Below are 24329 nucleotides of genomic sequence, written 5' to 3'. Positions count from 1 at the left end.
AAACAGTCCGCGGCGGGCGGCGCGGGACGCGCGTCGCCGCTCGCCGGGGTATCGCGGCCGGTCGGGCGGTCGACCCCTGCGACGGGAGGTGTCGCGCCCGTGAGCCGGAGTCGTCCGTCGGGGGGCCGGATACTCGAGCGGCGGCCGTCGAAGCGCGCGATCGGAGCGTCGTTCGGTGTCGTGGTCATGCTCGTGAGCGTCGTCGCGCCGGTGGTCGCGGTTCCGGTTGCCGGGTCGAACGGCGCCGATTCGTCGGGGGGAGAGACCTGGCAGCCCCCCGCAACGAGCGAGGTCGCGGACGAACGGTCCGAACCGGCGGGACACCGTTCGGCCCGGCAGCAGACCGACAACGGTTCGGCGTCGAACGGGAGCCTCGAGGTGACCGTCAGGCAGATCGCTCGCCCGGAGTTCCCGACGGTCACGGCCTACGTCAGCGTGCGGAACGAGAGCGGTGACCCCGTCACGGGCCTCACCGCCGAGGATTTCGACCTCGCCGAAGAGGGGACCGACCAGCCGATCGAGTCGGTCGAACCCGCGACCGGGGTGCGGGGTTCGAACGTCAGTGCGGCGCTGGTGATCGACCGGAGCGGGAGCATGCGAGGGACGAAGATCCGGGACGCCAGGACCGCGGCCGGCCGGTTCGTCGACCAACTCGGCGCCGGCGACGAGGGGCTCGCCATCGACTTCGGGAGCCGGATCGAGTTCACTCAGCGGTGGACGACTGATACAGACCGCCTCGGCCGCGCCGTCGGCGGGATCGCCACCGGAGGGGACACCGCGCTCTGGCGCGCCACGAGCGAGGGCATCGAAGAGGCGGGGTCGAGGGTCGGTCGCTCGGCCGTGATCGTCCTCACCGACGGGCGGAACAACTACCCGCCCTACGACGTGAACGCCGCTATCGAGGACGCGCAGGCGACCGGCGTCCCGGTGTACACGATCGGACTGGGACGAGACGTGAACGAGGGGAACCTCCGCCGCCTCGCGGCGGAGACCGGCGGGAGCTACTACAGGTCCCCCAACAGCTCCCAGCTCGCGGACATCTACGCCGACATCAGCGAGAGCCTCACCGCGGAGTACAGGGTCACCTACACGACGAACGACACGGCGACCGACGGGACGAACCGAACGGTCGAACTGACCGCGGAGCGCGGCGGCGACGCCGGGTCGGGAACGGGGAGCTATCAGGCGCCGTGCGCGCCGCTGCCCGAGGCCGCCTTCGAGTACACGCCGAGCGACCCCGTCGCGGGCCAGCCGGTCGAGTTCGACGCGAACGCGAGCGACCCGAACGGCGGCGAGATCGTCGCCTACCGCTGGGACTTCGACAACGACGGCGTCGTCGACGCGGTCGGCCGGAACGTCACCCACAGCTACGACAACGCCAGCACTAACAGCGTGCGACTCGCCGTCGAGAAGACCTGCGGGGCCAGCGACGTCGGGACGGAAGCGGTCGCGGTCGGGAGCGCCGACCCGATCCGGCCGGAGTCGGTCGACGACTTCGAGGACGGAACCCTCTCGGAGTACGTCCCCCTCGCCGGATCGAAAGAGGCCTGGCGAGTGAACACGACGACGACCACCGAGGGAGACGGTGCGTTGCAGTACGCGGGGAGCGACGACCCCGCGGAGATCGCGTCGTTCAGCGGCCTCGACACCTACCCCGAGAGGGGAGACGTGCTCCGGTTCGACGTCGGAACGTACGGGGACTGGGACTTCCGAACGACGTTCCAGTTCGGCCAGCAGCCCGACAGCGGGTTCAACAACCGGTACGAGGTCGAGCTCGAGCCGCAGACGGACACGGTCCGCCTGCAGTACGACCGGCCCAACGGCTCCGACCGGACGCTCGGCACGACCGCCGTCGACTTCCGACGGGACACGTTCTACACGGTCGAAGTCGACTGGGCCGCCTCGACCGACGATATCGCCCTCAGAGTCTACGAAGCGCCGATAGCGAACGCGAGCGCGCCGCTCGGGACGATCCGCGCACCCGAGCCACAGGGGGCACCGACGAGCGGCGGCATCGGCTTCTTCGGCCACGGTGCGGGCGACCGCTGGATCTACGACGACGTTCGCGTGCTCGACCCCTCGGAGGTCCGCTCGCCGCGCAAGTCGTTGCTCGAGATCGTCGCGAGCGAGCAGGGCGAGTACGAGTACGAGATCGTCCTCGACGGCACCGCCGAGAAGGCGAACGTCTCCCAGCGAGTGAAAGCCGAGGCCAACGACGAGATCAGGCGGACCGACGACGGGCGGACGATCATCGACGGGTTCACCGGCAACGCCGGGTACGGCGACGCCTACAGGTTCGAGGGGACGATCGAGAACTTCACACGGATCTCGGCCGAGACGAACGTGACGATCCGGATCAACGGCACCGAGGTGTCGGCCGACGACCTCGCGGGTAGCGGGTCCCGGTCGCTCGCCCCGTCGGGATTCGGTCTGTCTCGGCGGCCGGGCGCGTCGGCGATTCGCCGACCGCAACGGTCCCGTCGTCGGTCGAGGCGGATGCGGCCGAGACGGTGACCACGCTAGTCCGGGAGGCCCACGCCGACCGGGTGAGCAGGACGTAGTACGCCTCACCGCGGGTCGACCACCTCCGGAGCCGGTCCGCGGATCGCCGCGAGCCGAACCGTTTTCCCCCGCCATCCCACAGCGTCGGTATGGATCTGTCCATCGTCGATCTCTCTCCCGTCCCCGACTCGGGCACCGCGACCGAGGCGTACGCGAATACGGTCGAAGCCGCACAGCAGGCCGAGCGACTCGGCTACACCCGGTTATGGGTGGCCGAACACCACGGCCGCGCCGAGACGCTCGCGGGGACGACGCCCGAGGTGCTCCTGGGCCACCTCGCGGCCGAGACCGACGCGATCCGACTGGGCTCGGGTGCGGTCCTGCTCAACCACTACAGCCCGCTGAAGGTCGCCGAGCAGTTCGGCGCGCTGGACGCGCTCGCGCCGGGGCGGGTCGACGCCGGGCTCGGCCGGGCGAACGGCTCTCCCGCGGTCGACCGGGCGCTCGGGACCGACCGTCACGTCGAAGACCCCGACGGCGACCACGCCGAGAAGGTCGAAGCGGTCGCTTCGCACCTCTACGGCGACTTCCCCGACGAGCACCCCTACGGCGATATCGAGATCCCGGGGTCGGCCGAGGGACCGGCGGTGCCGTGGGTGCTCGGATCGAGCCCGTCGAGCGCGGAGGTCGCGGCCGAACTCGGCCTCCCCTACTGCTTCGCGGCGTTCATCCGCCCGCAATTCGCGACCCGCGCCTTCGAGACCTACCGCGCGGCGTTCGAACCCTCGGAGCTGACCGGCGGGATCGACGAACCGCGGGGGATGGTCGCCGTCAACGCCGTCTGCGCCGAGACCGACGGCGAGGCCGCTCGGTTGCGATCGGTCACCGAGGCGGTCTTCCGCCGGATGCAGCGCGGCGAGGTCGGGTCGCCGCCAACGGTGGAGGAGGCGATCGACGAACTCGGCGGGGTTCCCGAGCCGACGCCCGATCGGCTCGACGCCGACGAGTGGCCGCGATCGATCTCGGGGAGTCCGGAGACGCTGGCCGGCCTGCTCGACCAACTGGCCGACCGCGTGGGCGTCGACGAGGTGATGATCCAGCAGTCCGCGCCGACTCACGAGGACGCGCTGCGGTCCCACGAGTTGCTCGCCGACGGGGTCGGCCTCGACGGCCGGTGACGGGCCGGTCCCGACGGTCGGTGCCGCGTGGGGTTCAGCCCCACCGGATGAGCCGGTTACACTGATGCCGCCTGAACTACATATGCGCTCGACTCCGATGTCGAGGGGATGACCGACGCCAGCGAGACGAACGACCCCGTCGTTCCGGAGACGGCCCGGATGGGCCGGACGGCGCTGACCGTCGCGGACGTGGACGAGACGGTCGCGTTCTACCGGGACGTCGTCGGGCTCGCCGTTCGGACCCGGAGCGAACGGGCGGCGACGCTCGGCGCCGGCGAGACGCCGCTGCTGGAACTGGTTGGTGACCCGGACGCGGCGCCGAGGCGGCGCGAACAGGCCGGGCTGTTCCACACCGCGTTCCGAGTCCCGGACCGCGGGGCGCTCGGCGCCGCGCTCGAACGGATCCGCGAGCGCGGGGCGCTCGACGGCGCTTCGGACCACCACGTCAGCGAAGCGCTGTACTGCACGGACCCCGAGGGCAACGGCGTCGAGGTGTACACGGACCGTCGGCGCGAGGAGTGGCCGCGCGCCGACGACGGCACGGTCGAGATCGGGACGGTGCCGCTGGACCTGTCGGACCTCGCCGCCGAGTCGGACGGCGCCGCCGAGGCACCGCCCGGGACGGATATCGGACACGTCCACCTCGAAGTGTCGTCGCTCGACCGGGCGCGGGCGTTCTACGTCGACCGGCTGGGACTGGGCGTCCGGACCGAGGCGCGGGGCGCCTCGTTTCTCGCCGCGGGCGACTACCACCACCACGTCGGGATCAACAGCTGGAACGGTCGCACCGACCCGGCGGGCGGCCGCGGCCTGGCGTGGTTCGAGTTCCTGCTGCCCGACGCGGACACGGTCGCGACCGCCCGCCGTCGCCTCTCGGCCGCCGGCGTTCCGGTGACCGACCGCGAGGACGGCTTCGAAGTGACCGACCCCGACGGGATCGACGTCCGGTTCCGGACGGCGTCGGCGACGCCCGAGCCGTAGTCGGCCGCCGGTCCCGTCGCCGGTCCCGTCGCGAGATCGGACAAGACTTATGGCTGACTAATCGGTTAGTAACTCCATGGACCGATCCGTCTCGCGGAAGCGACCGTGGCTCGCCGCGGTGCTCGCGGTGCTCGCGACGGGGCTCGGACACGTCTACCTCCGGCGGGTGCGCCGCGCGGCCGGGTGGCTGGTCGCCCTGCTCGGCGTGAGTTTCCTGTTCGTCGACGGAGCGGCGCTGACGGCGCTGGTCGGCGGCGACCCGGTCGACCCGCTCGCGGTCGCGCCCGTCGTCTTCGTCGGGGCCCTGAGCGTGATCGACGCGTACCTGGTCGCTCGAGCGCACAACGCCGTCGCCCGGATCACCGCGACACCGGACGGGGCGGTCACGCACTGTCCGAGTTGCGGTCGGGAACTCGACCCGAGCATCGACTTCTGTCACTGGTGTACGACGGACCTCTCGGGGCTGGAAGTCGAGCCGGTCGACGCGGCGGAGGACTCGGACGACTGACCGGCCTCGTCAGGTCAGCGTGGCGTCGACGTACTCTTCGGCGGTCCGCCGCGCGGTTTCGAGCGCGTCGGTGTCGTCGAGGACGACGGCCCGGGTCCGGGCGCCGTCGACGATGGTCATCAGGCCGCGCGTCACGTGGTCGGCGTCGACGTCGTCGAACTCTCCCTCGTCGATCCCGTGGTTGATCACCGCCTTGATCATGTAGCGGGTGTACTCGTCGTTCCCGCGGAAGCGCTCGCGGAAGTCGGGCTTGTAGGGGGCCTGGGCGCGCATCTCCAGCATCGCGATCGCCAGGTCGCGGTGCTCCTCGGGAGCGAATATCAGCTCGTCGAGGAGCAGGTCGAGGCGCTGGTGGGGGTCGGTCGTCTCCACGTCGCGTATCGTGTCGACGAAGCGTTCGAGCAGGTAGTCGAGGAAGGCGACGAGCAGCTCGTCTTTCGTGTCGTAGTGGTAGTGGACCGCGGCGGTCGACTTCCCGTACTCCGCGGCGATCCGCTTGATCGTGAGGTCGGCGTACCCGTGCTCCCGGAGCGCCCGATACGTCGCCCGCATGATCTCCGTTTCCGGCTCCGAGAAGCTCCCCTCCGTTGGATCGGCCATCACCTATCAGTTCCGCGCTCGCCGGGTTAACAGTTGTGACCACCTCGTCAGTCGATACCCACGGATAGCGGACAGTCGGGTCACCACCGGCGTCGGTAGCGCCCACTCTCCCCCGATATCGGACCGATCCCGAGTCCAAACGTTTTTGACTAACTAGTTAGTAAGTTCGCTATCGACCGATGGACGACGACGCAGCGACGGAGATTCTGGCGGCGACGCATCGAGCGCTCTGCGACCGTGGCTACGCTGACGTGACCCTCGAAGATATCGCCGCGGAGGCCGAGACGAGCAAGGGGCTGATCCACTACTACTACGACGACAAGGAGACGCTGTTCGCGGAGTTTCTGGACTACCTCTACGACCGCTACACCGAGCGGATCGAGTCTGTCGAGGGCGAGGCGCCGCGCGAGCGGCTCGTCGGGCTCTTCGAGACGGTCCTCGCCGACGGGGAGGGGACCGCCGGCGAGCAGTTGCGGACGGCGATGCTGGCGGTGAACGCGCAGGCGCCCTACGACGACGCGATCCGGACGCGGCTGGAGCGGTTCGACGAGTTCCTCCTCGAACGGGTGGAGTCGATCGTCGCCGACGGCGTCGCGGCCGGTGCGTTCGACGACGACGTCGAGCCGGCGGTCGCGGCCGAGTTCATCGTGACGGCCATCTCCGGCGCGCACACGCGACGGGCGACCGTCGACCGCTCGTCCGACCGCCTGGCCGAGACGATGACGCGCTACGCCGAGCGTCATCTGGTCGCCGACGGGCCGACGGAGGTGCCCGGCTGATGGGACTGCGCAGCCGACTCGACGCCCTGTTCAAGGGGCCCGAGGACTTCGACCTCACGTCGGGGGAGATCGGCAAACCGCTCTTTTTCCTCGCGATGCCGATCGTCGTCACGAACCTCTTCCAGACGGCCTACAACCTGGCGGACACGTTCTGGCTCGGCCAGTACAGCACGGACGCGCTGGCGGCGATCAGCTTCGCGTTCCCGATGGTGTTCTTGCTCATCTCCTTCGGGACCGGTATCTCCGTCGCCGGGAGCGTCCTCGTCGCGCAGTTCACCGGCGCCGACGAGCCCCGCGAGGCCGAGTACGCCGCCTCCCAGACGGTCACGTTCGCGGCCATCGTCTCGCTGGTCCTTGGCGTCGTCGGCTACTTCGTCGTCGGCGAGTTCCTCTCGCTGATGGGCGCCTCCCAGGACGTGTTGCCGCTGGCGTCGAGCTACATGGAGGTCATCTCCCTGGGCTTGCTGTTCATGTTCGGCTTCTTCGTGTTCATCGCGCTCATGCGGGGCTACGGCGACACGATCACGCCGATGCTCGTCATGTTCGGGTCGGTCGTCCTCAACATCGTCCTCGACCCGTTCCTGATCTTCGGGTGGACGGTCGTCGAGTCGGCGCCGCTGGTCGGGACGGTCAGTTTCCCGGAACTCGGGATACAGGGCGCGGCCGTCGCGACGGTGTTCTCCCGCGGGCTCGCGCTGGTCGTCGGGCTGGCGATCATGTTCCGGGGCGACCGCGGCGTCCAGATCCACCTCGGCGACATGGTCCCGGACCTGTCGTATCTCGGCCGGCTCGTCCGGATCGGTCTCCCGGCGTCCGTCGAGGGGATGGGACGAGCGCTGTCGATGAACCTCCTGCTGTTCGTCGTCGCCACGTTCTCCGACCCCGTCGTCTCCGCGTACGGCATCGGGACGCGCGTCTTCTCGGTCATCGTCCTGCCGGCCATCGCCGTCGCCCGCGGCGTCGAGACGATGACCGGCCAGAACATGGGCGCGGACAAACCCGAACGGGCGGAAGCGGCTGCCAATCTCGCGGCCAAGGTGCTGTTCGGCATCCTCACGCTCGCGGGCGTCGTCGTCTTCCTCGTGCCCGAGCCCATCGTCTCGGTGTTCGTCGGCGCCGACCAAGCGAACGCCGACCAGGTGGTCTCGGCGGGCGCGCAGTTCCTCCGCTACGTCGCGCTGACGTTCGGGTTCATCGGGATCACCCGGGCCTACACCGGGAGCTTCCGGGGCGCCGGCCGGACGCTCACCGCCGCGGCCATCTCGGTCGCGATGCTCGGGGTCGTCCGATTCCCGATAGCCTGGTTCGCCGCCGACCCGCTCGGCGAGACGGGGGTCTGGCTCTCCTTCGCCGTCTCGAACGTCGTCGGCGCGGTGATCGCCGTCCTGTGGTATCGCCGGGGCACCTGGAAGGGGACCGAACTGACCGAACAGAGCGTCGACGCCGAGCCGACGGGCGTCGAGAGCTCGACGGGCGACGACTGACCGTGGGGCCGACCGTCGTCCCGCGCTCGGCGATCGAGTCGCGGCTCGAATCGGCGCTGGACGGCGCCGACGGCGCCGGACTCGCGCTCGCTCGCGAGACCGTCGAGGCCGCCGAGGACCGCTGGTACGGCCAGCTGGTCGCCGGCGCCTACCGGTCGCTCGCGGACGAGCCGGACACCGAGCGAGCGGTCCCCGCCGCGGCGGCGGTGGAGCTGCTCTGCGGGTACTGCCGGCTCCGAAGCGAACTGCTCGTCCAGCTCACCGACAGCCGCCCGCACGCGTTCACCCGCGACGAGGTCGCCACGCTCCTCGCGGGCGACTACCTCTCTTCGGGAGCGTACTCGGCGCTCGCGGCCGCCGACGACCCGGGTCACGGCGACCGCTTCGAGGAGGTTACGGACGCGCTCGAAGCCGTCTCCGGGGCGTTCGCGGACACCTACGTCGAGACGGGCGAGTCGCTCCCGGACCGGGTCGCGCTCGTCGAACGGACCGCGGGACGGCTCGGAGAAGCCGCCGCCGTCCTCGGCGCCCGGCTGACCGACGCGGACGAGCGCCATCGCGACCCCCTCGCGCGGGCGGGCCGCTGTTTCGCCGCGGCGCGCACGATCCGACGGGCGCTCGACCGCGAGCCCGGTTCGGCGATGGTGGTCGTCCCCGAGCGCCCGGTGGAGCGACTCGACGAATACGCGACCCGCCGCCGGGAAGAAGGACAGCGAGCGCTCGCTGCGCTGCCGTCGAGTGCCGACGCGTCGCCGCTTCGTCGGCTCGGCGACGCAGGGCGGAGCGAGTGATCGCGGGGGGGTCGGACCCGCTCGACCGAGGGCCGGACGAGCGCCGCTCAGAGCCGGTCGACCAGCCAGAGGACGAGCAACACGGGCGCGATCGGGAGCAACAGCGCGAACAGCGGCACCGCGACCAGATACCCGACGGTCGTCATCTCGGTGTTCGACCTGTCCGACCGGCGCGGACTGACGGATCTCGCCATGGCCGAGCGTACGCACCGACCGACCGAAAAGCTAACTGATCGGTTAGTACGATCCGCAGCGAACGGTCGGGCACGCAGACGGCGGAGATGGGCTTCCAGGCGATTTTTGCGGGAGTACGGCAGCGTTCGAAGTCGAAACGGATCGTTCGTTCCGTGTCGTAGATTACTGGTCGGTCAGCCGAGGCGGCGAAGCGAGCGCTTCGACGCCGGTCGGCACCGCTGCCGACGGGGGCCGGCGGTTTCAACAGCTATACAAACGCCGCCGGGGAACAGACGCGCCATGAGTTCCGGATCGGGCTCGTCGCCCTCGCTCGGCTCGACCCCGCTCGGCTCGGCCGCGCGGTGGGCGTCGGAGCGGGACCGGCTGCCGCTGTCGTTCCGCGCCGTCGCCCGGTTCTACGCGCGGACGGGCGAACTCGACCTCACGGCGCTGCGGATCAAGTCGTGGGTCGACGACACCCTCGAGGGATTTCTCGACGACGCCTACGGCGCTATCGAGGCCGAACTCGAGGCCGAACTCGGCTACGAGGACGTCGAGTTCCGATACGAGACGAAGCTGACGCTGCCCGTCGAGCTGACGCTGGGCTATCTCTACCGCCGAGCGCTCGACGACTGCGACGGCTACAACCCGGTCACCGACGAACCGACGCGGTCGGCCGGGGGGCCCGTCCCGTCGCTCGGCGGCGGGACGGACCCGACCCGTCGGGAGCGACTGCGCCGCGAGGCGAGCGAGCAGGTCGAGTTCGTCGGCCGCGTCGAGCGGGTCGCCCGCCTCTGCACCGAGGCGCTACTCGACGGCGACATGCGCGACGCGATCAACGACGCGGAGTACGAGGACTTCGAGACCGACCCGGCGCTCGACGACGCGGAGCGCGAGCGGGCCGCCCGGATCGCCCAGTCGCGGCTCCGCGAACGCGTCGACGCGCAGATGGAGGGGGTCCCCGACGCGGTCCGGGAGGCCTACGAGTCCGCCGTCGCGGAGTCGAACACCCACCAGGCCGACGACGAGCACTTCCGCGAGCTGATGGCGCGGGCGCTCGGCGAGGGTGACGCGGACGGGAACGACGGCGACCCCGAGGCCGCCGTCGAGCGCATCGAGGCGGAGTACAAGTTCGCCGACTTCGAGGGCGAGGCCGGGTCGCTGACCGCCGAGGAGCAGGGGTGGCCCTACTGCAAGACCCAGTACGAGCGGGTCGGGGTCATCTACGAGGGGATGATCGAGATGTTCCGGGCGGCCGATATCGCCGTCGAACCGGCGTTCGAGCACGCCGTCGTCCTGGCGATCATCGGCGCGCAGGTCTGGCTCGACGACGTGGACGACTTCGCGGCCGACCGCGCGGAGACCCAGCTGACCCCCGTCACCGCCGAGTACATCGTCGCCGACGACGACGCCGAGGCCTACGACCGCGTCGTCGACATCTCCGCGACGTACCTCGACCGCGCGATCGAGTACGCCGTCGACTCCGACTCCATCCTGACGGGCATCGCCGCCGAGTACATCTACCTCTCGGGCGACCCCGGCGTCCTCCCGGGCAGTCCGGGGCGCCGAGACCGGTAGTTCTGCCGTCGTTCGGTCGCCCGTTCGCCGCGCTCACCGGGATACCGAGAGCTTCGAGAGACTCAGGTGCCGGACCCGCTGGGGCTCGGGGTCGGTATCGGACAGCGCGGCGGCGACGCGGCCGCAGTAGTCGCCGAGGGCGGCGTCGGCGTTCCCGCTCCCGTCGCCGTCCCCGTCCGTGAGCGCGGCCGCCAGCCGGGTCACGGCGCCGGGGTCGACCGCCGAGAGCAGCCGGTCCGCGCGCTTCGCCGCTGGCTCCCCCTCCTCGCCGACGGCCGCCGGGAGCGCGCCGAAACAGAGCGCGAGCGCGGCGAGTAGCGCGCGCTCGGCGGCGGCCACGGGGTCGTCGACTCCGGGCGTCGTCCGGAGGTAGCGCGCCGCGGCCGTCTCGGCGGGGTCGACTTCGGCGTCGAACCACGACCGGATCTCGTCGGCCGAGGGGGCGACGCCGAGCGCCTCGACCGCGCGGGCGCAGACCGCGACCTCCTCGTCGGCCACGTCGTGGAAGCAGTCACCGACGACGACCGTGTCGGCGCCCGCCGCCAGCATCTCGACGGTCTTCTCGCGGTCGTCGATCCCGCCGCCGTACCAGACCCGCGCGCCGTTGACCGAGTCGGCGACCGCCCGGAGCACGTCGGCGGCCTCGTCGCCGCCGTAGGTGCCCGAGTACTCGACGTAGACGACCTCGCTGTCGAGGTGGCGGTCGGCCACCATCGCTCGCTCCCGGGCGACGGCGGGCGAGAGCACGTCCGACTCGTCGACGCCGCTGCGGCGGGCCGCCGCGCTCGCCGGGTTCTGGACGATGTACGCCTCGAAGACCGCCTCCGCCAGCAGCCAGCTCGTCGCGAAGTCGACGAGCGGGTCGCCGACCAGCCGGTAGAGGGGGCCGGGGAGTTTCTCGCGGAGCAACGCGGGGACCATCTCGTCGCGGATGTAGGCCAGCCCCTCGCCGAGCGTGCCGACGAGCGCCTCCGTCTCGCCGTTGAGCACCTCCGGCAGCGCGAGGAAGGCGGCCAGCTCGCGGGTCCGTTCGGTGACGTGACGCGCTTCGCTGGGCTCGTGGAAGGCGGGGACCGGCGCGCGGGCCAGCAGGCGGAACGTCTCCTCGGTGTTCTCGGCGGTGACGGCGCTCGACCCGCCGACCGAGACGGCGTCGGTGTGACGGAGGTAGAGCGGGTAGGCGACCGGGAGCAGCTTCGCCGTCTCCGGGTCGACTTTGGTGACGTGGCGCCAGTCGGCGGGGACCGGGTTCGTGTCCAGCGAGCCGAGCGTCTCCGCGCCGATCCCGGCCGCGGCGACGCATCGTCGCAGCGAGCGACCGAGCGACGAGCCGAGCGACATACCGTCCGGGAGGTGGCTGTCGAAGGTTAAACTCCCGGTTTCGGGAGAGTGGCGATCAGTCCGCGTGGTCTGGTCGCGGCGACTCCGACCCGACGGCCTCGCGGGCGGTCGCGACGGTGCGGCCGAACAGGGCGCGGACGCTCTCGCGGCGGCGGACGACGAGCGCGGCGCCGAGGACGACGTAGACGGCGGTGTAGACGTAGAGGATCGCCATGCTGAGTTCCGCCGCGGCCGGCTCGGCGACCGTCTGGACGACGACGAACTCGGCGAGGACCTGACTGGCGAACAGCGCGAGCAGCGCGAGCGCCTCGCGAGTGCTGATCGAGAAGTTCGCCAGGATGGCGATGGCGAAGAAGCTCTGGGCGGCCGTGATCCAGATCTCGGCGGCCTGTTTCCCGTCGAACGGCAGCGTCCCGACGGCGCCGGCGGAGATGGAGTAGACCACCGCGAGCGTCCCGATGAGCAGGGTCCACTGGTTGAGCTTCGAGGAGATCAACGCGTTGAACCCCGCCGTCGTCCGCGCCTTGTTGACCAGGTAGGCGACGACGATCAGCTCGGGGCTCTCGGAGGCCAGCGGCGCGAGCCACTGGACCATGAAGAACTTCGGGACGCCGTACTGCAGCCCGAGCCGTTCGAGCCCCTCGGCGAAGGGGTGGACGGCGGTGAAGATGAGCGCCCCGGAGAAGGCGAACCCGAGGAGGACGACCGCGACCCGCGGGACCGTCGAGAACCCCTGAAAGTAGGCGGGGACGCCGACGTGTTGCTCGGACTCCTCCACGTCGCCGCGGACGACGATCAGGAGGTACGCGAGGTAGAGCCCGACGAGCACGGCCGTGTCGAGCGGTCCGATGCCGCCGCCTAGCGGGACGAAGAAGGCGTAGGCGGTCGCGGCCAGCAGAAAGGTAATCTCCAGCGAGATGTCGCGGTCGAGCGTGACGACGTTCGCGAGACGGCCCGACCGTTCCTCGACGGCCGGGTCCGCCGTCTGCGTCGCGCGGTAGATGCTGAACAGGGCGATGCCCGACCAGCCGAGCCCGATGAGGATGCGGTTGGCGCCGGTCATGTTCGCGACCGCGAGGTTGGCCGCCTCGGTCGACCCGGCGCCGGCCTGCCAGGCGTACAGCGCGTCGACGGCGTACTCGGGCGCGACCGCCAGCACCGCCAGCACCGCGATGGCGAACGCCCGCGGCACGTCCTTCTCGGCGGTCTCGGCGGCCCACGCGAGCAAGAACGCGGCCCCGAGGATCGCGGCCCCGGCGACGAGGACCGCCAGCACGGGCGTGATATTCTCGCCGGGGTGGACGGTCCCGTACCCGCCGAACGAGAGGAAGGCCCCGATCCAGGGCACGGTCAGTACCAGCGCGACGGCGACGGCGACGAGCGGATGGCGCAACCGAGACATGCGTTCGTCGGAGTCGACCCGGCCGGAACGTATAATCCACAAGATATCGACGATACGGCCGATCCGACCGGTGTGGGCGGACGACTGGGCCGAATCGCCCGTTCGGCGGGAGGGGGAGAGAATCGGACGGATAGGTGTCAAAACGGGTAAATGCGTGCGTTTCGGGGGACAACGAGGGCGAGCGGCGCCGTCGCGGCCGTCGGCGGACCGGGCGGGCCGGGCGAGTCGGTCGAGCGGGCGTCAGGAGTCGGGGAGGACTTCCACGTCGGCGTCGGGTGCGTTGCGGCGGACGCTGTCGATACCCCGCTTGGCCCCCTGCTTGGAGTTGTACCCCTCACCGCTGTCGGCGATGATGTTCCCGTTGGTGGCGACGAGCCGCCACCGCCACTCGCCGGCGCTGTCCCGATACACTTCGAAGGTTCCCGAGTTCGTCATTCGGTGCCGCGATACTCCCGTCGCTCTCTTAAATCGTCCGACGACCGCCACGCGTCGTCGTTCGCGGGTGACAAAAGCGCTGGGTCGGCCGACGAGTCGGTCTCGCGACGGGGCCTGCGACCCGGTCGGGACAAAGCTTATGACGCGAACGCCCTCAGACCGATCCGTCCGCACACACGGACACTGAAGCCATCCACTCCGTTCGGGGGTCACCCCGAACCGCCCCACACCCCACCGTTCGTTGTTTCGCGGCGGGCCCTGCCCGGGCCCGCCCGCTTTCGAATCGACCAGCCGCGGTCGCGTCGTGTCGCTCGGCACACGATAGAACCAAGTGGACCGGCCGCCTGCGTGGGAGATAGACGCTACGAATGGAGATCTCCGATCAGCTTCGCTGTCTGTTTTCCGCGCAGGTCGAGGAACGGGACGGGTCCTACGTCGTCGAGGTCCCGAAACGAGAGGTTCGAACGGGTTCGCTCGCGGCCGGCGACACGTATCGCGTGGCGCTGGTCCCCTCGCCGTCGAGCGGCGGCGACGACGAAGGGGACGACGCCGACGACGCGACGCGAGCGGAGCGTGGCGACCGGGGGACCGACGACCGGTCTGGCCGGTCGCCCCCGGTCGAGGAGGGAGAGGAGCGCACCGTCGAGATCGAGGACATCGGCGAGCAGGGCGACGGGATCACTCGCGTCGAGCGCGGGTTCGTCGTCATCGTCCCCGACACCGACCAGGGCGAGCGCGTCACCGTCGAGATCACGGACGTGCGCGAGAACGTCGCCTTCGCCGAGGTCGTCGAGCGGCGCAGCTACTACGAGTGAGAGCGGTCCCCTGTCGGCTGTTGACACGCCGTCCCCTCCGGAGCAACTGACAAGTGGCTGTCGGGGCCGAACGCGTGTCCAGCGACACCGAGGCCGGCGCTGGGCTCGGACCTGCGGCCGAACGCCGACGAGGTGCGCGACGCCGAAGGCGGCTTCGGCGGTGACGAGCGGCTGGTGACGACGGCGCGGTTCGACCGATCACTGCCGCTGTTCGGTGCGTTCGGCGGGTGAAAACGGAAGTGCGGCGAGGGACGTCGAGCGGTCGCCGGCACGGTGGGATCCGGAAAGGGTAGGGTTCCTACGCTCCCCCGAGCGCGGGAACGGGTGGGTGCGGACGGTGTGGGTTGCGGGTGGGTGCATCCGTGGTCGGATGGGGCTCGCGGTCACACGAGCCATCTCGGAGTAGGGCCTGGAGACGGAAGGTCGCAGGGCCTCAGCAGTTAGGCATCGAGCGACCGTCGCCGCGCGGTCCGGCGGTCGGGCGTCGACTGCGACGACGGGCCCGGCGGTCGGTCGCGAGGCGGGCGCCGAGGGGATGGCACGAGCCGACGGCCACAGTTAACCGGCGCCGACCCGTTCGTTCGACCGATATGCGCGCAGTCCGCCTGCACGACCACGGCGGCCCCGATGCCCTCGGGGTCGAGGAGACCGACCGTCCGACCCCGGCGTCGGACGAACTGCTCGTCGAGGTGGCGGCGGCCGGCGTCAACCCCGTCGACACCTACTTCCGCGACGGCTCGTACGAGCCCGTCGCCCTCCCGTTCACGCCGGGAGTCGACTTCGCGGGCGTCGTCGCCGCGACCGGCGACGGCGTCGCCGAGTTCGCCGAGGGCGAGCGGGTGTTCGGCACCGGCATCGGCAACGGCGGCCACCAGGGCGCCTACGCCGAGTACGCGACCGTCCCCACCGACCGCGTCGTCGCGCTGCCCGACGGCGTCGACCTGACCGAGGCCGGCGCCGCGGGCGTCGCTGCGGTGACCGCCTGGCGCGCGCTGGTCGACCACGCCGCCCTCGACCCGGCCGAACATTGCCTCGTCCACGGCGGCTCCGGCGGCGTCGGCCACGCGGCCGTCCAGGTCGCCGACGCCGTCAGCGCCCGCGTGATCACGACCGCCGGCGAGGGCTATCACGACGACCTGTCCGCGCTGGGCGCCGACACCGTCCTCGACTACGGCCGCGACGACCTGGCCGACGCCGTCACCGAGGCGTCCGACGGCGGCGTCGACGCGGTGTTGGACCACCGCCTGGACGACTACCTCCAGTTCGACGCCGACGTGGCCGCCCAGGGCGCCCGCGTCGTCGGCATCGGCGAGAACAGCCCCGACCCGGGGTTCACGAACGACGGCGCCGCCCGCTCGAAGGACGTGTCCTACCAGTTCATGTCGATGTTCAACATGCCGGACCTGCGGGTGGGACTGGCCGGCGTCGCCGACCTGATGGCACGCGACCGGCTGTCGATCGAGTGCGCCCGCAGCTACGACCTCGAGGAGGCCGGCGAGGCCCAGCGCGCGGTCTTGGAGGACAGCTTCTTCGGCAAGCTCGTCGTCGAGCCCTGACTCTGCTGCCGACGGGCGCCCGTGACTCCGCCGGCGGAGCGTCAAACGAGGGGCCGGCCGAGGCGAGTCGATCGCTCAGACCACGCGATTGACGGGCTCGTCGCCGTCGGCGATCCGGCGGACGCTCTCGGTGACGATCTCGCTCACGTGGCGGTAGTAGTCGCGAGTGTAGGCCGCGCAGTGGGGGGAGACGATCACGTCTTCGAGGTCCCACAGCGGCGAGTCGGCGGGGAGCGGTTCGGTCTCGAACACGTCCAGCGCGGCGCCGGCGATCTCGTCGTCCCGAAGCGCCGCGACCAGCGCCGACTGGTCGACGACGCCGCCGCGGGCGACGTTGATCAGGTACGCCTCGTCGTCCATCGCGGCGAGTTCGTCGCGGCCGATCGATCCGCGGGTCGCGTCGGTCAGCGGCACCGCGAGGACGACGAACCGCGCGTCCCCGATGACCTCGCGGAGTCGGTCCGTCGTGTACACGCGGTCGACGCCCGGTTCGGGAACGGGCGTGCGCCGGACGCCGTCCACGTCGAGTCCGAGTCCGGTCAGTCGGTCGACGATCCCCCGTCCGAGGCCGCCGATACCGACGACGCAGGCCCGCTCGCCCGCGACCGTCCAGGCCTCGTCCCAGTCGGGTCTGGTCCACTCGCTGTCGGTCTGTGCCGCGGCGTACTCGTGGATGCGCCGAGCCAGGGCGAGGACGAACCCCGCGACCGTCTCGCCGACGGCGTCCCCGTGGATTCCGGTGCTGTTCGTCAGAACGACGTTCCCCTCGCGCAGGCGCTCGCGGGGAAAGCGGTCCACCCCGGCCTGGATCGAGTGGACCCACGACAGGTCGAGGTAGGTCTCGCGGTGTTCGAGCGTGACGACGGCGTCACAGTCGGCCAGGGCGTCCGGCGAGCCGTCGACCGCGGTCACGTCGACACCCGCTTCGTCCGTCGCGTCGGCGAGTCGGTCGACCAGCCGCGCCGGCGGGAACACCGCCGCGACCGACTCGTCGACGCCGATCCGGTCGAGTCGCATGGGTGGCCGTAGACGCGGCTCGCCGGTAACTGTTTCTGCGAAACCATCTTTTTCCGCCTCGGGTTTCCTCGCTCACTCCGTTCGCTGCGGGAACCACTCGGCGCAAAAACATGGGTGAAAAAGGCCGCCTCCGCCGTCTTCGACGGCTCCGGCGGTGAACCGCTCGCTTCGCTCGCGGACGATCGACTAGGGATCGACCACTAACTGCACCACCTGTACTGAGCAGCGCGCGCGACGACCGTCCGTCCCGTTCGGGACGGTCCGACGGATACATCCGCCCGCCGGGTTCACACGAACGTATGAGCGAGATCGACGTGGAAGCGGTCGACGACATCGACGACGACGCGGTCCCGTCGGGGGTCGACGCGCCCGAGTACGTCCTCTACGGGGGCAAGGGCGGCGTCGGGAAGACGACGATGGCCGCCGCGACGGCGCTAGCGAGCGCCCGCGACGGCACCGCGACGCTCGTCGTCTCCACCGACCCGGCCCATTCGCTCTCGGACACGCTGGAGACCGAGATCCCGGCCGAGCCGGCGCAGATCCGCGAGGACGTGCCCCTCTACGCGGCGGAGATCGACCCCGAGGCCGCGCTGGAGGACGGCCCCTTCGCCGAGGGCGGCGGCGGTCTCGGCGGGGCGGGCGGCGCGATGGGCGGGCTGGGCGAGATGCTGGGCGGGGCGGGCGAGGAGATGGTCGACCCGCTGGGCGGGTCGATGCCCGGCGCCGACGAGGCCGCCGCCATCAGGCTGCTCATCCGCTACATGGACGACCCGCGGTTCGACCGCGTCGTCGTCGACACGGCGCCGACCGGCCACACCCTGCGGCTGCTCGAACTCCCGGACGTGATGGACTCGATGCTCGGCAAGGTGCTCGCGATGCGCGAGCGGATGGGCGGCATGATGGAGAACCTCGGCGGGATGTTCGGCGGCGACGACGGTGACGTGGACCCCGAAGAGGGCCTGGACGACTTGCGCGTCCTCAGCGACCGCATCGAACAGCTGCGGGACGTGCTGCAGGACCCGACCCAGACGGACTTCCGCGTCGTGATGGTGCCCGAGGAGCTGTCGGTGCTGGAGTCGGAGCGCCTGCTCTCCCGGCTCGACGAGTTCGACGTGCCGGTCGGGACCGTCGTCGTCAACCGGGTGATGCAGGACCTGACCGACGTGGCCGACGTGGACGCCGACTGGTTCGTCGCGCCCGACCTGGAGGACTGCGAGTTCTGTCAGCGCCGGTGGGACGTGCAGCGCGACGCGCTCGCGCGCTCTCAGGAGGTCTTCGGCGGCCACGACGTGCGGCGCGTCCCGCTGTTCGCCGAGGAGGTCCACGGTGAACGGACGCTCCGGATCGTCGCCGCGTGTCTGGAGGAGTGAGCGGTCGCCGTCAGGACAGCACCCACCGCACCAGCCGATAGCCTGCGTCGCGCAAGCCGTCGGGGAGGTGTCGCGTCGCGACCATCGCGGTCGCGAGCGTGCCGACGGGGTAGCGGGCCTCGGGGTCCGACGTACAGGCGGCGTCGGCGATCACCGCCGCCACCTCCGAGGGGTGGACGCCGAAGTCGTTCCCGCTGGCGAGGACATCCGTGTCCTCGAAGAGGGCGTAGAGGTCGCCGTAGCCCGCCGAGCGGTCGAGGCGGTCAACCTCGGAGTCGGCGCGGTCGCCGAACCGCGTGGCGACCGGTCCGGGCTCGACCAGCACCACGTCGACGCCGAACTCCTCGACCTCGACGCGCAGGGCGTCGCTCATCGCCTCTAGGGCGAACTTCGACCCGCTGTAGGCGCCCGAGCCCGCGGTGGCGATCCGCCCCTGGACGCTGGAGACGTTGACGACCGTCCCCGTGCCGCGCTCGCGCATGTTCGGCAGGACCGCCCGGGTGAGTCGGTGCGGGCCGTAGACGTTCACGTCGAACTGGTCGTGCAGGGCGTCGACGGGCACGTCCTCCACCGGGCCGTACTGGGCGTAGCCCGCGTTGTTGACCAGACAGTCGATACGACCGGTCTCCGAGAGGATCCGGTCGACGACCCGCTCGACGTCGGCGTCGCTCGTCACGTCCAGTTCGGCCGTCTCGCAGCCGGCTTCGGCCAGGTCGGCCACGTCGTCGGTGTCCCGGGCCGTCGCGTACACCGTCCACTCCCGCCGCAGGAAGTCGACGGCGGTCGCCCGCCCGATGCCCGACGAGCAACCCGTTATCAGCGCCGTCTTCGTCATGTGCCCGACGACGAACGCCCCCCAGTTAAGTCTCGGCTCTCCGGTTCGACGGTGGACGGTGCAAGTGACACAGTGAGCAATGCAGTCGGCGCGCGCTGTCGAGCGTGCCCGCGTCTTCGCGGGCCGCTCGAAATAGCCGTGCGAGGGATGAGCGAGCGAGTGAAGCGAGAGAGCGAATCGGTTGGGGAGGCTCGTGGCCGGCTGCGGTGCTGTGCGGAGCGGTCTGCTGTTGCGGTGCTGTGTTGTGCCGTTCCTGGTGGACTGAAAGGGCGAGGCGCGCTCGCGTCCAGTGTAGTCGCCTGAGCGGGCACTATCCGCGCAGGCGGTGCCGAGAGCGCGGATATCCCGCCTCAGCGACCGCGAGCGGGTCGAGGGCTTTCATCGCTTGCTGTCGAGTGCGGTAGACACGACTGCGCACGACCAGAGTCCAACCTAACCACTCCAAACTACCCCAACCGGTGCGTTCAAGCGGCGACGGTCCCACCCGAGGATATGGACGGGACGCGGATCGCCGACGTGAGCGACCTCTCGACGGACGACACCTTCCTCTTTCGCGTGCGCTCGGTGGACGACAACGCCGTCGCCAGCGGCGACGCCGCCCTGCGCTCGGACGAGCGGACGGCCGACGCCGCCGACGAACGGGCCGCCGAGGCGGTTGACGGCGCCGATACGGACGCCGAGACCGACGGTGGCGAAACCCCCGGCGCAGCGACCGACGACGACGGCATCGCGATGCCCGACGACATGCAGGACGACGATGACGACGTGCGCGAAGCGATCCTCCTGAAGCTGGGCGGCGAGGACGACGACGCCGAGGCGGTCGTCGGCTGGCTGAACTACTGCCAGCACATGACCCACATCAAACTCGACAAGGGCTCGGGCGCGCCGGTTCGGGACGGCGAGGTGATCTGCGTCAACCACGGCGCGCTGTTCGCCGCCGACTCCGGGGAGTGTACGTACGGCCCCTGCGAGGGCGCCTTCCTCAACGAACTCGACGTGCGAGTGGCCGACGGCGGCGTCTACCTCGACGACGGGGACTTCGAGTACGTCGGCGAGGGACCGGTCGAGAGCGACGACGACCTGTCCTCGTCGTCGAACGTGATCCTGTAGCCGGGCGGCGCGGGCGACGCGGCACCGCCGCGGCCGGGCCCGCCGGAGTCACTCGATGACGAACGACGGCTCGGCGACGGCCTCGCTCTTGCACTCGGGGCAGCGCGCCGGGCGGTTGACCAGGTCGTCGAACTCGTCGAAACCGCAGTCCTCGCAGGTCGGCGGCGCGACGAGCAGCGTCTCGTCGGTCGGTTCGAGCGACTGGGAGATGTGTTCGACGTGGTCGAGCGCGGTGGCGGTGCGGACCTCGAATTCGTTGGCGAGCGCGCTCGCGACCGTTGGCTCCTCGCGCAGTCTGTCCGCGATCCGCTGGCGCGTCGTCCGGCTGGCCTCGCGCATACCGGTCCTTGGGTAACCGGCCACAAATCGGTTCCGCCGGCGGCGCCGCTCGTTCGGCCCGCCGAACCCCGTCAGGATCGTCGCAATGAAAAAGGCCTTCAGGCGAGGCTGTGGAGGATCGAGCATGGACGCCGTCGTACTCGCGGGTGGTTACGCAACGCGGCTCTGGCCGATCACGCGCCACCGGCCGAAGATGATGTTGCCGGTGGGCGAGACGACCGTCATCGACCGGGTCCTCTCGGAGCTGGAGTCCGACGACCGGATCGACGACGTGTTCGTCAGCACGAACGAGCGCTTCGCCGACGACTTCGAGCAGTTCCTCGCCGACCGCGACTACGAGAAGCCGCGGCTGTCGGTCGAGGACACCACCGGCGAGGACGAGAAGTTCGGCGTCGTCGGCGCGCTCGGCCAGCTGGTCGACCGCGAGGGGATCGACGACGACCTGTTCGTCATCGCCGGCGACAACCTCATCAGCTTCGACGTGAGCGACTTCATCGACGCCTACGAGGCCAACGGCGCGACGACGCTTGCGGCCTACGACGTGGGCTCGCGGGAGAAGGCAAAGTCGTACGGCCTCGTGACGCTGGAGGGCGACGAGGTCGTCGACTTCCAGGAGAAGCCCGCGGACCCGGCGAGCACGCTCGTCTCCATCGCCTGCTACGTCTTCCCCGCCGACCAGGTCCGATTCGAGGAGTACCTCGAAGACGGTAACAACCCCGACGAGCCGGGCTGGTTCATCCAGTGGCTCGTCGACAACGACGAGGTCTACGCCTACACGTTCGACGAGGCCTGGTTCGACATCGGCACGCCCGAGAGCTACCTGACCGCCGTCGCCTACCACCTCGACGGGGACAGTCGCGTCGCCGACGGCGCTACCGTCGAGAACTCCGCGCTCGGCGAGAACGTCCACGTCCTCGACGACGCCGAGGTCGTGAATTCGAACCTCGACAACTCCATCGTCTTCCCCGGTGCGACGCTGCGCGACTGCGACATCCGCGAGTCGATCATCGACCGCGAGACCACCCTGGAGAACCTCGACCTGGCCGGCGCGCTCATCGGCGCCCACACCACGATCACCAACGGCGACGGCGAACACTGAGTCGCCGCCTCCGATACGATCCATCGCTTCGAAGAGAGCCGTCGCTCGGCGTGTGAGACGGCTGAGGGGAGTAAGCCCCCTTCTGTTCGGCCCGGCATTCGGCTGAGCGTCCGCGCCCGCGTCCGGGCTACCATGCGGCGCGGACTTGCACCGGTGAGGATTCGCCGTTCCATCCGTTCTCCGCCGTCGGACGCAAAGCGCCCGACGGGCCCGCGAGTCCGTCTGGACTCGCGGACGCCGTCTGCCTTCGGTGGGTTAGCTCCCCGTCGCTTCCCGGCGAGGCCGGTCGCTCCGGGTTCGCGCACGTCATCAGTCGAGCGGAGTGGTCTCGTTTCTGTTCCAGCGCCAGCGGTCTCCCGCTCCGGGTTTGCACCCGGTCACCTGCCCGGACGGTGGGGGGACTTTCCTCATGCCCGTAGCGCGCCGACGGTGTCGGCGCGGGCCTGGGCACGGAGGCCGGGCTCCCTCTGCCGGTCGGGAGTAGCGGACACCGGGGATTAAGCCCGTCGGTCCGCACGCCCGCGTCGGCCGACAGTGCGGCGATTTTTATGTCCCCCCTCCTATGTTCCGGTAGCAATGCGTTCCGCCCTCTCCGTAGTCGTCGCCGGGCTGGTCGTGCTGTCCGCGGTGGCCGCCCTCCCCGCCGCGGCCGCCGCCGACCCGGTCGACGCCGCGACGACGGATCGGTCCTCGAACGCCGAAGGCGCCTCGTCCACCGACGCCCGCCAGAGCGACGACGCCTGCGCGCCCGTCTCGAACGGGTCGGCGCCGGGCAACCCGCACACGGACACGCTCGGCTGGGAGAACGGCTGCTGGTACAACGAGTCGATCCAGGTCGACCGCTCGGACGGCCTCAACGACACGGAGCTCGACGCCGTGGTCGCCCGCGGGATGGCACGCGTCGAGCAGATCCGCGAGCTTGAATTCAACGAGACGGTTCCGGTCGACGTCGTCTCCCGCGAGAAGTTCAGCGCCAACACGAGCTACAACACGACGACCAACGGGAGCCTCCACCAGAACGTCAAGTGGGAGGCCATGCTGATGGTCGGCGAGAACACGGACGCCATCTCCGTCCAGGAGTCGAACACCGGCGCGAGCGTCGGCGGCTACTACAGCCCCACCGAGGAGCGGATCGTCATCGTCTCGGAGAACACCACCGCGCCGAAGATGAACGAGATCACGCTCTCCCAGGAGCTGTTCCACGCGCTGCAGGACCAGCGCTACAACATCTCCGGGTTCGACCAGTACACCGAGGAACTGCACAACGCGAGAGACGGTATCATCGAAGGCGACGGGAACCTCGTCGACAAGCTGTACAGCCAGCGCTGTGGCGCCGAGTGGGACTGTCTGATGCCGCAGATGCAGCCCGGCGGCGGGAGCGGCGGTCAGTCCGCCATCCACTACGGGATGTACCTCGTGACCTACCAGCCCTACAGCGACGGCCCGAAGTTCGTCGACCGGATCTACCGGGCCGAGGGCTGGGAGGGCGTCAACGCCGTCTACGAGAACCCGCCCGCGAGCACCGAACAGACCATCCACCCCGAAAAGTACGGCGAGGACGAGCCGACGAACGTGAGCTTCGCGGACACGTCCGGCGCCGACTGGACCGTCCCGCACCTGGAGAACGGCACCGTGGACTACGCGCAGTTCGGCGAGGCGGGCCTGGCGACGATGCTGTTCTACCCGTACTACGACTCGGAACGGACCCGAGCGCCGGTGGTCGGACCGCAGTCGTTCTTCAACCTCTCCGCCGGCGGGGCGCTCAGCAGCTACGACCCGATCAACTACTCGACCCAGTACACCGACGGCTGGGACGGTGACCGACTGTACCCCTACGTCACTGACGACTCTGCGGAGACCAACGAGACCGGCTACGTCTGGAAGACCGTCTGGGACTCCGAGGGCGACGCCGCCGACTTCGTCGAGGGGTACTCGATGCTGCTCGACTACTACGGCGCCCAGTCCGTCGACGACAGCGCGAACACCTACCGGATCGCCGACGGCTCCTACGCCGACGCCTTCTACGTCAACCACACCGGCACGACGGTGACGCTCGTCAACGCGCCCACGGTCGAGGGACTGAGCGCCGTCCGCGCCGGCGCGGCGCCGGCCGCCGAGTCGAACGAGACCGACACCGCCGCGGCGACCGCGACCGACTCGGACGGGACCGAGACGACCACCGACGCCGAGGGGACGGCGACCGACGCGCCCGACACCGACTCGGACACCGCGACCGCCACCGACACCGCGACCGAGGAACCGATGACCGACGATGGCGCGGACGCAGGCGGTGACGGCGACGCGGACGACGGCGGGGCGACCGACGCGCCCGCCGAGACCACCGCGTCGGGCGGTCCCGGCTTCGGGCTCGCCGGTGCGCTCGTCGCGCTCGCGCTCGTCGCCCTCCTCGGGCGGCGGAGGGAGTGAGTCCCCTC

The 24329-nt window shown here is 70.5% G+C and carries 22 protein-coding genes and 1 other RNA gene; 14 read left to right on the top strand and 9 right to left on the bottom strand.

The window, feature by feature from the left end:
* Positions 1 to 186: 186 nt before the first annotated feature.
* From HZS55_RS21230 to HZS55_RS21215, 4 genes are all read left to right on the top strand, one after another.
* A complete protein-coding gene (locus HZS55_RS21230; RefSeq protein WP_246308442.1) occupies positions 187 to 2514 on the top strand; it encodes a VWA domain-containing protein in 2328 nt (775 codons plus the stop codon).
* A 137-nt stretch (positions 2515 to 2651) separates the two neighbouring features.
* Complete coding sequence (locus tag HZS55_RS21225; protein ID WP_179909526.1) at positions 2652 to 3680, top strand: LLM class flavin-dependent oxidoreductase; 1029 nt, start codon at positions 2652 to 2654, stop codon at positions 3678 to 3680.
* 108 nt (positions 3681 to 3788) lie between these two features.
* Positions 3789 to 4661 carry a VOC family protein gene (locus HZS55_RS21220; protein ID WP_179909525.1) on the top strand — a complete coding sequence of 291 codons (873 nt, stop codon included), beginning with the start codon at positions 3789 to 3791 and terminating at the stop codon, positions 4659 to 4661.
* Between the two features lie 76 nt (positions 4662 to 4737).
* Entirely contained in the window at positions 4738 to 5169 is a 432-nt protein-coding gene (locus tag HZS55_RS21215; RefSeq protein ID WP_179909524.1) for a zinc ribbon domain-containing protein, read from the top strand.
* 9 nt (positions 5170 to 5178) lie between these two features.
* Here HZS55_RS21215 and HZS55_RS21210 read toward each other — a convergent pair whose 3' ends face one another.
* Positions 5179 to 5769 carry a TetR/AcrR family transcriptional regulator gene (locus tag HZS55_RS21210; protein ID WP_179909523.1) on the bottom strand — a complete coding sequence of 197 codons (591 nt, stop codon included), beginning with the start codon at positions 5767 to 5769 and terminating at the stop codon, positions 5179 to 5181.
* Between the two features lie 179 nt (positions 5770 to 5948).
* On the opposite strand from HZS55_RS21210, the gene HZS55_RS21205 reads away from it, so the two are divergent.
* The 3 genes from HZS55_RS21205 to HZS55_RS21195 are packed head-to-tail and all read left to right on the top strand — an operon-like array spanning position 5949 to position 8823.
* A complete protein-coding gene (locus HZS55_RS21205) occupies positions 5949 to 6548 on the top strand; it encodes a TetR/AcrR family transcriptional regulator (RefSeq protein ID WP_179909522.1) in 600 nt (199 codons plus the stop codon).
* Complete coding sequence (locus HZS55_RS21200; RefSeq protein ID WP_179909521.1) at positions 6548 to 8032, top strand: MATE family efflux transporter; 1485 nt, start codon at positions 6548 to 6550, stop codon at positions 8030 to 8032. The genes HZS55_RS21205 and HZS55_RS21200 overlap by 1 nt, the downstream gene beginning before the upstream one ends.
* A gap of 2 nt (positions 8033 to 8034) precedes the next feature.
* On the top strand, positions 8035 to 8823 hold the full coding sequence (locus HZS55_RS21195; protein WP_179909520.1) for a polyprenyl synthetase family protein: 789 nt from the start codon (positions 8035 to 8037) through the stop codon (positions 8821 to 8823).
* Between the two features lie 47 nt (positions 8824 to 8870).
* On the opposite strand, the gene HZS55_RS21190 is transcribed toward HZS55_RS21195, so the two are convergent.
* Positions 8871 to 9017: a DUF7535 family protein gene (locus HZS55_RS21190; protein WP_179909519.1), complete on the bottom strand. Its 147-nt coding sequence runs from the start codon at positions 9015 to 9017 to the stop codon at positions 8871 to 8873.
* 280 nt (positions 9018 to 9297) lie between these two features.
* On the opposite strand from HZS55_RS21190, the gene HZS55_RS21185 reads away from it, so the two are divergent.
* A complete protein-coding gene (locus HZS55_RS21185) occupies positions 9298 to 10575 on the top strand; it encodes a hypothetical protein (RefSeq protein WP_179909518.1) in 1278 nt (425 codons plus the stop codon).
* A 33-nt stretch (positions 10576 to 10608) separates the two neighbouring features.
* Here the strand turns inward: HZS55_RS21185 and HZS55_RS21180 are convergent, their stop codons facing one another.
* From HZS55_RS21180 to HZS55_RS21170, 3 genes are all read right to left on the bottom strand, one after another.
* Complete coding sequence (locus HZS55_RS21180; RefSeq protein ID WP_179909517.1) at positions 10609 to 11916, bottom strand: heptaprenylglyceryl phosphate synthase; 1308 nt, start codon at positions 11914 to 11916, stop codon at positions 10609 to 10611.
* Positions 11917 to 11971: 55 nt separating this feature from the next.
* The gene (locus HZS55_RS21175) at positions 11972 to 13318 is read right to left on the bottom strand and encodes a sodium:calcium antiporter (protein ID WP_179909516.1); all 1347 of its coding nucleotides are present in this window, start codon (positions 13316 to 13318) and stop codon (positions 11972 to 11974) included.
* 240 nt (positions 13319 to 13558) lie between these two features.
* Entirely contained in the window at positions 13559 to 13753 is a 195-nt protein-coding gene (locus HZS55_RS21170) for an HVO_2922 family protein (protein ID WP_179909515.1), read from the bottom strand.
* Positions 13754 to 14121: 368 nt separating this feature from the next.
* Here HZS55_RS21170 and HZS55_RS21165 point away from each other — a divergent pair, with 368 nt between their 5' ends.
* Positions 14122 to 14568, top strand: a complete 447-nt coding sequence (locus HZS55_RS21165) for a TRAM domain-containing protein (protein ID WP_179909514.1) — start codon at positions 14122 to 14124, stop codon at positions 14566 to 14568.
* A gap of 590 nt (positions 14569 to 15158) precedes the next feature.
* Positions 15159 to 16124, top strand: coding sequence for an NADPH:quinone reductase (locus tag HZS55_RS21160; protein ID WP_179909513.1), 966 nt, complete (start codon positions 15159 to 15161; stop codon positions 16122 to 16124).
* A 75-nt stretch (positions 16125 to 16199) separates the two neighbouring features.
* Here the strand turns inward: HZS55_RS21160 and ddh are convergent, their stop codons facing one another.
* Positions 16200 to 17141, bottom strand: coding sequence for a D-2-hydroxyacid dehydrogenase (gene ddh, locus HZS55_RS21155; RefSeq protein ID WP_179909512.1), 942 nt, complete (start codon positions 17139 to 17141; stop codon positions 16200 to 16202).
* 299 nt (positions 17142 to 17440) lie between these two features.
* Between ddh and HZS55_RS21150 the strand changes: the two genes are divergently transcribed.
* Positions 17441 to 18511 (top strand): ArsA family ATPase, encoded by a 1071-nt coding sequence (locus HZS55_RS21150; RefSeq protein WP_179909511.1) that lies wholly within the window; start codon positions 17441 to 17443, stop codon positions 18509 to 18511.
* A 10-nt stretch (positions 18512 to 18521) separates the two neighbouring features.
* Here the strand turns inward: HZS55_RS21150 and HZS55_RS21145 are convergent, their stop codons facing one another.
* The gene (locus HZS55_RS21145; protein ID WP_179909510.1) at positions 18522 to 19346 is read right to left on the bottom strand and encodes an SDR family oxidoreductase; all 825 of its coding nucleotides are present in this window, start codon (positions 19344 to 19346) and stop codon (positions 18522 to 18524) included.
* Between the two features lie 492 nt (positions 19347 to 19838).
* On the opposite strand from HZS55_RS21145, the gene HZS55_RS22730 reads away from it, so the two are divergent.
* A complete protein-coding gene (locus HZS55_RS22730) occupies positions 19839 to 20456 on the top strand; it encodes a Rieske (2Fe-2S) protein (protein ID WP_246308320.1) in 618 nt (205 codons plus the stop codon).
* 48 nt (positions 20457 to 20504) lie between these two features.
* On the opposite strand, the gene HZS55_RS21135 is transcribed toward HZS55_RS22730, so the two are convergent.
* Complete coding sequence (locus HZS55_RS21135) at positions 20505 to 20795, bottom strand: transcriptional regulator (RefSeq protein ID WP_179909509.1); 291 nt, start codon at positions 20793 to 20795, stop codon at positions 20505 to 20507.
* A 124-nt stretch (positions 20796 to 20919) separates the two neighbouring features.
* Between HZS55_RS21135 and HZS55_RS21130 the strand changes: the two genes are divergently transcribed.
* Positions 20920 to 21894 (top strand): sugar phosphate nucleotidyltransferase, encoded by a 975-nt coding sequence (locus HZS55_RS21130; RefSeq protein ID WP_179909508.1) that lies wholly within the window; start codon positions 20920 to 20922, stop codon positions 21892 to 21894.
* Positions 21895 to 21953: 59 nt separating this feature from the next.
* Here the strand turns inward: HZS55_RS21130 and rnpB are convergent.
* An RNA gene (gene rnpB, locus HZS55_RS21125) (RNase P RNA component) lies at positions 21954 to 22366 on the bottom strand.
* 104 nt (positions 22367 to 22470) lie between these two features.
* Here rnpB and HZS55_RS21120 point away from each other — a divergent pair.
* Positions 22471 to 24321, top strand: coding sequence for an Hvo_1808 family surface protein (locus HZS55_RS21120; RefSeq protein WP_179909507.1), 1851 nt, complete (start codon positions 22471 to 22473; stop codon positions 24319 to 24321).
* The last annotated feature ends 8 nt before the right edge of the window (positions 24322 to 24329 follow it).

Origin of the sequence: Halosimplex rubrum, assembly GCF_013415885.1 — an archaeon.
In the GTDB taxonomy this organism is placed as follows: domain Archaea; phylum Halobacteriota; class Halobacteria; order Halobacteriales; family Haloarculaceae; genus Halosimplex; species Halosimplex rubrum.
Note: the sequence above shows the minus strand (reverse complement) of the source record. Positions and strands in the feature narration are given on the sequence as shown.